This window comes from Burkholderia sp. Bp9031 (assembly GCF_003857965.1).
Lineage (GTDB): Bacteria > Pseudomonadota > Gammaproteobacteria > Burkholderiales > Burkholderiaceae > Burkholderia > Burkholderia ambifaria_A.
On sequence record NZ_QTPW01000020.1, the window covers coordinates 126,074 to 135,971 of the forward strand.

Annotated in this window: 6 protein-coding genes; 2 read left to right on the plus strand and 4 right to left on the minus strand. The window is 64.9% G+C overall.

Annotation, left to right across the window (positions count from 1 at the left end):
* Positions 1-54 precede the first annotated feature (54 nt).
* Positions 55-4,197: a CheR family methyltransferase gene (locus tag DIE15_RS23950; protein ID WP_124834522.1), complete on the minus strand. Its 4,143-nt coding sequence runs from the start codon at positions 4,195-4,197 to the stop codon at positions 55-57.
* 532 nt (positions 4,198-4,729) lie between these two features.
* Positions 4,730-5,632 carry a LysR family transcriptional regulator gene (locus DIE15_RS23955; RefSeq protein ID WP_124834523.1) on the minus strand — a complete coding sequence of 301 codons (903 nt, stop codon included), beginning with the start codon at positions 5,630-5,632 and terminating at the stop codon, positions 4,730-4,732.
* Positions 5,633-5,809: 177 nt separating this feature from the next.
* On the opposite strand from DIE15_RS23955, the gene glyA reads away from it, so the two are divergent.
* Together glyA and DIE15_RS23965 are read left to right on the plus strand one after the other, a co-directional pair.
* Positions 5,810-7,126: a serine hydroxymethyltransferase gene (glyA, locus tag DIE15_RS23960; RefSeq protein WP_124834524.1), complete on the plus strand. Its 1,317-nt coding sequence runs from the start codon at positions 5,810-5,812 to the stop codon at positions 7,124-7,126.
* Between the two features lie 141 nt (positions 7,127-7,267).
* Positions 7,268-8,413: a branched-chain amino acid ABC transporter substrate-binding protein gene (locus DIE15_RS23965; protein WP_124834525.1), complete on the plus strand. Its 1,146-nt coding sequence runs from the start codon at positions 7,268-7,270 to the stop codon at positions 8,411-8,413.
* Positions 8,414-8,455: 42 nt separating this feature from the next.
* Here the strand turns inward: DIE15_RS23965 and DIE15_RS23970 are convergent, their stop codons facing one another.
* Positions 8,456-9,148 carry a YoaK family protein gene (locus DIE15_RS23970; protein ID WP_057927629.1) on the minus strand — a complete coding sequence of 231 codons (693 nt, stop codon included), beginning with the start codon at positions 9,146-9,148 and terminating at the stop codon, positions 8,456-8,458.
* 232 nt (positions 9,149-9,380) lie between these two features.
* Entirely contained in the window at positions 9,381-9,827 is a 447-nt protein-coding gene (locus tag DIE15_RS23975) for a DoxX family protein (RefSeq protein WP_057927628.1), read from the minus strand.
* Positions 9,828-9,898: the final 71 nt, after the last annotated feature.

Below are 9,898 nucleotides of genomic sequence, written 5' to 3' on the forward strand. Positions count from 1 at the left end.
GAAGCGGCTCGACCGCCCGCCGCAAACCGTCTTCGCGCGCGTGGCTTCACGCGGTCATCGAGCGCCGGTCAGAGCCGCGAGCAGCATCGCGAAATCCAGCGGCTTGGCAAGATGCGCGTCGAATCCAGCCGCCACCGCCGCCTGGACATCGTCCTGGCGATTACGGCCGGTCAACGCAACTGCCCGTACGTTAGACCATCGGGAATCGGCCTTGATCCGGCGAAGCAGCTCATAGCCATCCATGTCGGGCAGTCCGATGTCGGACACGATGGCATCGACCAGCGCTTCCGGCAGCATCTCCAGCGCCGCGGTACCGCTTTGCGCGGCGCTGACCACCGCACCGCCCAATTCCAGCAGCGCTCTCAGCGACATCGCCGTCTCCGGGTCGTCCTCGACGAGCAGCACGCGCAAGCCGACAATACTCTCCTCCTCGACATCGCTGCCGTCCACCACCGCGCGCTCGTCCGTCGCGGCCGGCAGCCATACCGTCATCGCGGTCCCCGTCCCCGGACCGTCGGACGCCGCGGAAATCCGCCCGCCGTGCATTCCAACGAGCTGCCGCACGAGCGCGAGCCCGATGCCGAGCCCGCCGCGGGTCCGGTCGCGCGGCGCCTGCCGGAACATGTCGAAGACATGCGGGAGCGTGTCGCGATCGATCCCCTGGCCGTTATCCACGATATCGACCCGCAGCATTCTCCCTTCTTGCGCCAGACGCAGCACGATCTGCCCATGTGCCTGAGTGAACTTGAGCGCGTTGGACATCAGGTTCCAGAAAATCTGCTCGCATCGCACCGGATCGGCAAGCGCGATGGCCGGTTCGGCCGGAAACTCCGTCTTCAGGACCAGGCCGCGCGCGTGCACATCGACCTCGCACGTGTCCGCGATGGCGCGCAATAGCGCAGTCAGGTCGACCCTCGACAGCTCGAGCGCCAGCTTTCCGGTCTGCATGCGCGACAGATCGAGCAGATCGTCGATGATCTGCGCCTGCGCGCGCACGGCCTGCCGAATCGAATCGGCCGCTTCGCGCACGGCGGGGATGTCGCGCGTTTCCGGCAGGCGCGGCAGCATTTCCGACTTGACGCCGATCAGGTTGAGCGGATGGCGCAACTCGTGCGACAGCACGGCAATGAACTCGTCCTTCAACTGGTTCGAGCTCAGCGCCTGCTCGCGTGCGGCCTGCTCGCGCGCGAGCGCTTCCCGGTTCGCATCCTCGCTCTGCTTGCGCAGCGTCAGATCGCGGACGATCTTCGCGAACCCGCTGAACGACGTATCGGAAATCGGTGTGACGACGCCGCTGCAGAAGATGCGGCGCCCGTCCTTGGTCCGGTGCCAGCGCTCGTCGTCCGCGCGTCCTTCGCGGGTCGCGACGTCGCGCTCACGCGCCGGCACGAGCGCCTGTCGATCGTTCGGCTCGTAGATCAGCTCGACATCCTCGCCGATCATCTCTTCTTCCGTATAGCCGAATATGCGTTCGGCGCCGGCGTTCCAGCTCACGATCGATCCGTGGCTGTCCTGGATGATGATCGCGTAGTCCTTGGTCGATTGCGCGACCAGCCGCAGGCGCTGCTCGCCGGCCCGGGCCACCTCTTCCGCGTGATGCCGGTCCGTGATGTCGATGAGCGTGATCACGGCGCCGTCGATGTGATCGTCCGCGGTCCGATAAGGCAGCAAGCGCATCAGGTACCACCGGCCGGCCTCGCTCTCAATCTCGCGCTCGATCAGCCGGAGCGACTGGAACGACTGCCGGACATCGTCCGCGAGCGTCGGATACCGCAGCGCGTGGGTAATATGAAACAACGACCGGCCCAGGTCTGTGTCGATCAGGTTGAAGATCGCCGTGGCGTTCGGCGTGAACCGCTTGACCCTGATTTCCTTGTCGACGAATACGGTCGCGATTTCGCTCGACGCGATGATGTTGTGGAGGTCGTCGTTCGCCTTGGCCGTGTCTTCGATTCTCGCCTGCATCTCGGCGTTGGCCGTGGTCAGTTCCTCGTTGACCGATTGCAGTTCTTCCTTGCTGCTTTCCAGCTCCTCGCTCGTGGAGCGCAATTCTTCGTTGATCGCCTGCAGTTCCTCGTTCGACGCCTTCAGCTCTTCGACCGAGGTCTCGTACTGCTCGATGATCGTCGCCAGTTGCTCGCGACTGTGCTGCAGCTCCTGTTCGAGCTGCGCGAGCACCGGGTCCTGTCCGCTCGCTTCCGCCTGATCCTCTTCGGTCATGCTGCCTGCAACTTCGTCGAATACGATGAGCAGGAACTCCGAACTGGCGACCTTGTCGTGAAACGGCCTGACGGTCATGTTGATCCACGAGACGCTCGCATCGTGCGTCCACTTGACCCGGCGCGCCTCGACGCTGGTCCCCGTTTGCAGCGCACGGAAAATCGCCGTGCGCAAATCGAGCCGCAGATCCGGCAGCACCAGCGTCATGATGTTGCTGGACAGCTCCCCGCCGACTTGCCGCAGGAACCGGCCGGCGTTATCCGACAGATGCACGACGTTCGAATCCTTGTCGATGATGACGCTCGGCGGCGAATACGTTTCCAGCGCACGCTGGTGGAGCTCCGAATAGGAGAAATTGCGCTGGGCCGGACTGACCGGCACCCGCAACGGGGGCTGAGGCGCGCTCCGCTCGTCGGGGGAACCGGATTCGGCCTGGAACAACGTCGGGAAACCCGCGGCCGGTTTCGCACGATGCGTGACGACGCGCGCCTGGTAGATCCTGCGTTTCTTGTCCACGACGGTAAACAGATCGTCGGCCGCGTCCGCCGATTCGGCGGTGCCCAGGAACAGATAGCCGTTCGGGCGCAAGGCGAAATGAAACAGCTCCAGGATCTGACGCTGCACCGCGCGCTCCAGGTAAATCAGCACGTTGCGGCACGAAATCAGGTCGAGATGCGAGAACGGCGGATCGCGCAGCAGGCTATGCGCCGCGAACAGAATGCGCTCGCGCACGGCCTTTGCAATCACGTAGTGCGCACCGTCGCGGGTGAAGTACCGCTGCAGCAGCGGAGCCGGCACATCGGTTGCTATCGAGAGCGGATAGGAGCCCGTTCGCGCGCGGGTGATCGCCGCTTCGTCGATATCGGTCGCGAACACCTGGATCGCCTGGCTCGACATCGCCGCCTCGCGTGCTCGCGCCAGCAACAGGGAGATCGAATAGGCCTCTTCCCCGGTCGCGCATCCGGCCGCCCACACACGCACCTGCTCCTCGACGGATTCCGGCGCGAACAGCGAAGCGATCACTTCACGCTCGAGGAAATCGAAAGCTTCGCGATCGCGGAAAAACTGAGTCACGCCGATCAGCATGTCCGCCAGCAGCGCGTTTGCCTCGTCCGGCGCGGTACGCAGAAAATCGCGGTATGCGAGGAGGTCGCGCTGGCCGTTCACCTGCATTCGCCGCTCGATGCGCCGAAGCACGGTCGCCCGCTTGTACAGCCTGAAATCGTGGCCCGTCCGGACCCGCAGGTGCATCAGGATGTCGGACAGTGCGCGTTCCGGATCGTTGGCGCCCGGCCGCTCGATGTTCAGGTTCGTTTGCGCAAGCTCGAGGCTCTGACGTTCGATCCGTCGCGCATTCGCCCAGAGGTCGAGCAACCGTTGCGGCATTTCCGCCGCCGGTAGCACGATATCGACGTGCGTCGTCGCAATCGCATGCTGCGGCATCTCGGCATACTCGGCATCGTCCGGCGTCTGGGCGAGCGTGATGCCGCCCGCCTCCTTGATGCGGCTCAAGCCGGCAGCGCCGTCGGAACCGGTGCCGGACATCACGATGCCGATCGCCCGCGCGTCATGCACGTCTGCCAGCGTCCGGAAAAAGTGGTCGATCGCGAGTACCGCGCCTTCGGGCCGGTCGTGCTCGCTACAGCGCAGGCAACCATCGGACATCTCGAGGTACTTGCCGGGCGCAATCACGTAGATATGGTTTTTTTCGATCGGCATCGTGGCCGTCACCTGATGCACCGGCATGCCCGTCGTGCGCTGCAGAACGCTGTCCAGATGGCTGACCTGTTCCGGCGCAAGATGCATGACGACGACGAACGCCATGTCCATGCCGGTCGGCGCACTCTCGAAGAAAGTCTGCAGGGCCGTCGTACCACCGGCGGATGCACCGATGCCCACAACCGGAAACCGCAAATCGCTCTTCAACGCGGTGGACGAGGACTGCCCCTCCTGATGCGCGGGCTCTTGCCGTGCCATTGATTATCTCCTGATGGTGTGACGGAACGTCTGCCGCGGGACGTCGTACGTCGTGCGCCGAACGGTGGCGCTTCGCATGATCCGATGCAGGCAGGTCCGCAATGGGACGACCCTGTTCGTGGTCGTGCAGTGTATACGGATGGGGCAGCATCGAGGGCGGGGTCGGAGCCTGTTTCGTTCAGGCGCCGCCTGCATGGTGGTGCAGGCGCCGGATTCCGCTTGCGATACGCTTTCGACAGCCGTGCGCATTGTACGCGGCCGGCATGTAAGGAATGGACCCTCCGACTCCCGGCACGCATCGCCTCCCTCCTCCGCGCGACGCCGCATCGGCCGCCCCCGGTCCGGCCGCCTCGCGGCGACTCGGTCGCGCGGCCCCGGACGCGATGATCATCCTTCATTTATAGCGGAAAGTTGCGCGCCGAAAACATCGGGACCGGACCGGGCGGTGCCGGCATGCAGGGCGGGCAGGATGCTGTTTCTTCATGGCCGAACGGATGCGAACACCCAATGCGGTTTGCGCCCGGGCCCGGTACTAGCCGAGCAGGCTCGATGCCGTCCGGACGATCTCCTCGACGAATACGTTGATCGCAGGATGATTGCGCTCGCCGCGACGATAGGCGACGTAGATCTTGCGGCGCACTTCCGGTTTCAGCTTGACCCATGCGACGCCGGCCAGCGGCCGCGCTCGCCTGAGACCGGGCACGATCGACACCGAGCATCCGGCAGCCACCATCGCGCCGACCATCTCGAAGCCGCGGCACTTGGCGTTGATCAGCGGCTCGTACCCGGCACGACGGCACAAGCCGGCGATGAAGTCGCCGAATACGCTCGACGTCGAATCGATTGCCCAGGCTTCATGCCTCAGGTCGGCTACGCTCAGCGACGGCCGTCTGCTCAACGCATGATCGACCGCGAGCGCCACGTACAGCACATCCTCGGTCAACTGCACGACACCGACGTTCTCCTGCTTGTCGCCCACGACAATGGAGAGATCGTCGATCAGCGCGATATCCGCGCGCCAGGACCGTAGCGCCGCGAGCCCGTCGATCGGCTCCATCTCTTCCAGGATGATCTCGAGGCGCGGAAAGACCCGCTGCAAGGCCTTGACCGTGTCGGGCAGCACGGCCGATGCGATCGACGGAAAGGCGGCAACGCGCAACTCGCCGGCGATCTCTCGTCGCAGCACCGCCAGCTCCGAGCGAGCCTCGTCCAGGACGACCATGACCCGCTCCGCGTATCCCACCAGCGCGTGGCCTGCCGGAGTGAGCCGCACGCCCCTGCCGATGCGTTCCGTGAGCTTGACGCCGGCCTCCTCCTCGAGCTGCGTGATTTGCTGCGAGACAGCCGATGGCGTCAGGAAGAGCGCTTCCGCGGCGGCGGCCATCGTGCCGCACCGCGCCAGCTCCAGCAGCGCCCGAAGACGTCCAATTTCCATGGCATTCGTTCCAGGGGAAAAATCAGGCCATTCACCAGAATGGCTAATGTATTACGTCAAAAATGATAAATATACGTGAGCATATTCGCCGCCTACGATGATTTCCGAAAGACACCGGATCAACCCCGGGGACCGCTCTCCCGCGCTCGCGCGGCCCCCAGTGATAAGGAAATCGTCATGTTGGAAGCCCGCCCATGGGTCCCCAGGGATCCCGAAAACTACATCCAGTCGCTGGTCAGACGCTTTGCCAGCCAGGACCCGGATCAGAACGAGCGCGATCTGCTCGCCTTCGTCGAAGAAAATCGCGTGATACACGAGCGCGACTGCTTCAACCTCAACCCGGCCACCAATGCCATCAACCCGAAGGCCGAAGCGCTGCTGGCTGCCGGCGTCGGTTCGCGGCCGTCCCTCGGCTACCCTGGCGACAAGTACGAAATGGGACTGGAAGGCGTCGAGAAAATCGAGGTCCTGTGTGCCGAGCTGGTGGCGCAGGTCTTCGGCGCGCGCTATGCGGAAATTCGAGTCGCCTCCGGTGCACTGGCGAACCTTTACGCATACATGACCGTGGCCAGGCCGGGCGACACCGTGTTCGTGCCGTCCGCGACGGTTGGCGGCCACTTCAGCCACCACGCCAACGGCGCCGCCGGAATGTATGGCGTCAAGCCCTACCTGATGGCATTCGACGCCGATCGCTACACGGTCGATCTGAACGCACTGCGCGAGGACGCGCTGCGCCTGCGCCCCCGCGTCATCACCCTCGGCCAGAGCCTCAACCTGTTCCCGCACCCGATCAAGGAGGTGCGTGCCATCGCGGACGAGGTCGATGCGGTGGTGCTCTATGATGCCGCGCACCTGTGCGGCGTGATCGCCGGCCATGCCTGGCAACAGCCGCTTGCCGAAGGCGCGCATCTGATGACGATGAGCACGTACAAGAGCCTGGCCGGCGCGGCCGGCGGGTTGATCGTGACCAACGACGCTGCGCTGGCGGAGAAGCTCGACGCCATTGCCTATCCGGGCATGACGGCCAACTTCGATGCGGCCAAGTCGGCGTCGATCGCGATGACGATGCTCGATTGGCAGGCATGCGGCCGGCCTTACGCGGCAGAGATGGTCGACACGGCCAGGGCACTGGCCGACGCACTTGTCGAACTGGGCTTGCCGGTGTTCGCACGGAACCGCGGCATCACGACGTCGCACCAGTTCGCGATCGAAGCGCATCGATTCGATGGCGGCCAGGCGATGGCCAGGCGACTCAGGCGGGCCAACATTCTCGCGTGCGGCATCGGGCTGCCGCTCCCCGAGATCCAGGGCGATGTCAACGGCCTGCGGATGGGGACGCCGGAGCTCGTTCGCTGGGGCATGACCGCTCGCGACATGCCGCAACTCGCGGCGTTCATCGCCGACGTCCTGCTGGGCCGCAAGGCGCCCGAGGACGTGGCGCCCGCCGTCAGCGAGTATCGCCGGCAATTTTCTGCCCTGCACTATTTGCGTTGACGATCGCGAGGCGATACATGGCCCAGGGTCGGCGCGATGAGCCGCCCGATTCGGTCCGGCATTCGCGGCATGCACCCCATTCGATTTGGATACCGAAACACAAGGCAGCTTGACGACACATATCGTGACTGGAGAACGGAAATGAAACGCTTGAGATCGGTCATCGCGATCGGCAGTGCCTCCATCGCGCTCGCTTCGGGCGCCGCCAATGCGCAAGAAGATGTTGTAAAACTGGGTTTTGCCGGACCATTGACGGGCCAGAATGCGAATCTGGGCAAGGACGTCGAGCGCGGCGCACGGATGGCCGCCGACGACCTGAATGCGAATCCGCCAGTTATTGGCGGCAGGAAGGTCCGGATCGAATTGCAGGTCGAGGACGACGCGGGCGATCCAAGACAGGCAACCCAGGTCGCCCAGCGCCTGGTCGACGCGGGGGTCAAGGGCGTCGTCGGTCATTTCAACTCGGGGGCGACGATCCCGGCCTCGAAGATCTACTACGACGCCCGCATCCCGGAGATATCGCAATCATCCACCAACCCGAAGTACACGCAGCAAGGCTTCGACACCGCCTTTCGTCTCGTCGCCAACGACGGCCAACTCGGCTCGGTGCTCGGCAAATATGCGGTGCAGAAATGGAATGCCCGATCCGTTGCGGTCATCGACGATCGAACCGCGTATGGACAAGGTATCGCCGACGAATTCCTGAAGTCGGCAACGTCCGCCGGTGCGAAACTCGTATCTCGCCAGTACACCACCGACAAGGCAACCGCCTTTCGTGGCGTGCTGACCGCCATGAAAGGCGAAAATCCCGATGTTGTCTTCTACGGCGGAATGGATGCCCAGGGCGGCCCGATGATCAAGCAGATGCAGCAGCTCGGGATGGCCTCGAAGTTCATGGGCGGCGATGGCATCTGTACCGGCGAACTACCCGATCTCGCGGGTGCGGCGCTCAACGGCAGACAGGTCATTTGCGCAGAAGCCGGCGGCATCACGCCTGAATACGCGCCGGGGATGGAGAACTTCAGGAAGCGCTTCAAGCAGAAATATGGTCAGGACGTGGTGATCTACGCGCCGTATGCGTATGACGCGATCATGATTCTCGTCGACGCGATGAAGCGAGCCGGCTCGTCCGACCCGGCGAAGTACCTTCCGTATCTGAAGAAGACCGACTACAAGGGCGTCATCGGTGAAACACGCTTTGACGCGAAGGGCGATCTGCAAAACGCCACGCTGACGCTCTATACGTTCAAGGACGGGAAACGCGAAAGCCTGGGCGTCCAGCATTGAGATCGGGACACCGCGTGCATGGCGCTCGCGGTGTCCGCCATCTCAGCTCCGTGCGGCAGGCGCCGTGTCCTGCGCGCCCGACGTCAATGCCAGCACCGCGAGCGCGCCGGCCGGCGCGAGCAGCGCCCAGAATCCGACGTAGCGGAAGCCGATCGCGCCGGCCATTGCGCCGAGCGCGAACGCGACGATCGCCGGCAGCATCTTGCCGAACCGCGCGCGCGCGGCCACGCGCGCGCTGTCGGCCGTACCGGCGGACAACAGGTCGACGGCATCGAGAATCGCCTGCGTGACGTTGCCCGTCATCACCGTGTTCGGCACGCCGGCACGTGCGATGACGCGCGGATGCGCGTTCTGCACGCCCATCGCGAACGTGCCGACGATGCCGGCCACCAGCACCGGCAGGCTGTCGGACTGCGTGATGGGCGTCGCCCACACGCCGGCCGCACAGAAGCCGAGCAGCAGCACGGCCTGCACCGTATGCAGCGCACGCGTGCCCTGCCATGCCGGCCGCGCGGACAGCGACCGCGCGATCAGGCTCGCCGCGACCACGCCGCACACGAATGCGGGAAACACGCTCAGCTTCAGCAGGATGCCCTGCCCGAATCCGGCAACGCCCGCGCCGATCAGCACGAAGTTGCCGGTCACGTGGGCGGTGAACAAGCCGAACAGCGAGACGAAGCTCAGCGTATCGACGAATCCGGCGACCGCGGAAAGAATGGTGTCTTCAGATTTCAATTCGTCACGTGTGTGTAGAGGTTGGGCGATGCGGCGCCCGGGAACTGCACGCGTGCCGCATCGCGTTCGCGGCAAGTCGACGGCGGCGCGACCACGGTCGCGCCGGCTGCCAGGGGCCGCGACTTGCTGCCGCGGACGTCGCAACGAAACCGCCCGCCATCGTCTCGACACGCGCTGCCGCGCGGCCTTCCCTCAGGCTGCATTCCGTTGGTTTCGACGCCCGATCCGGCGCTCAGGTACTGCCGTCGCCCTCCCCGCGTTGAGTATCGCCGACGATGGTGACAAGGACGAGCGCCGCAATCAAGCCCAGGTGTTCGAAAAAGCCGTTGAGCGCCATGAAACGGGCAACGCCCGTCTGGTTCCAGAAGTCGTTCGCCACCACCATCGCGACGAGCGTCAGCATGCCGAGGCTGCCGGCGCCGAGCCACGTGAAGCGGCGAAACACCACGCACAGCGAGCCGCCGATCTCGACCACAACCGCCAGCGCCGCCCACAGCGCGGCCGGTTGCAGGCCGAAATGCGCCTGCTCCGCGACCGCATCGCCGAAGTGCATCGCCTTGTTGACGCCGCCGATGAGGAAAGCGGAAACGAGCGCGAGTCGCACCAGCGATCCGACCCATGCCGGAGAAAGAAGCGCGCGGATCCACCCGGGGCTGCGCCGGCCAGTTGCGATCGTCATGTCAGACCGCCCAGCACGAACAGCCGAACGCGCCCCAGAAGCCCTTCGCGTCCGACGTCGGCAACGTGCGG

Coding starts and splice junctions, on each gene's coding strand:
- DIE15_RS23950 (WP_124834522.1), bottom strand. CDS start 4,197: ATGGCACGGCAAGAGCCCGCGCATCAGGAGGGGCAGTCCTCGTCCACC.
- DIE15_RS23955 (WP_124834523.1), bottom strand. CDS start 5,632: ATGGAAATTGGACGTCTTCGGGCGCTGCTGGAGCTGGCGCGGTGCGGC.
- glyA (WP_124834524.1), top strand. CDS start 5,810: ATGTTGGAAGCCCGCCCATGGGTCCCCAGGGATCCCGAAAACTACATC.
- DIE15_RS23965 (WP_124834525.1), top strand. CDS start 7,268: ATGAAACGCTTGAGATCGGTCATCGCGATCGGCAGTGCCTCCATCGCG.
- DIE15_RS23975 (WP_057927628.1), bottom strand. CDS start 9,827: ATGACGATCGCAACTGGCCGGCGCAGCCCCGGGTGGATCCGCGCGCTT.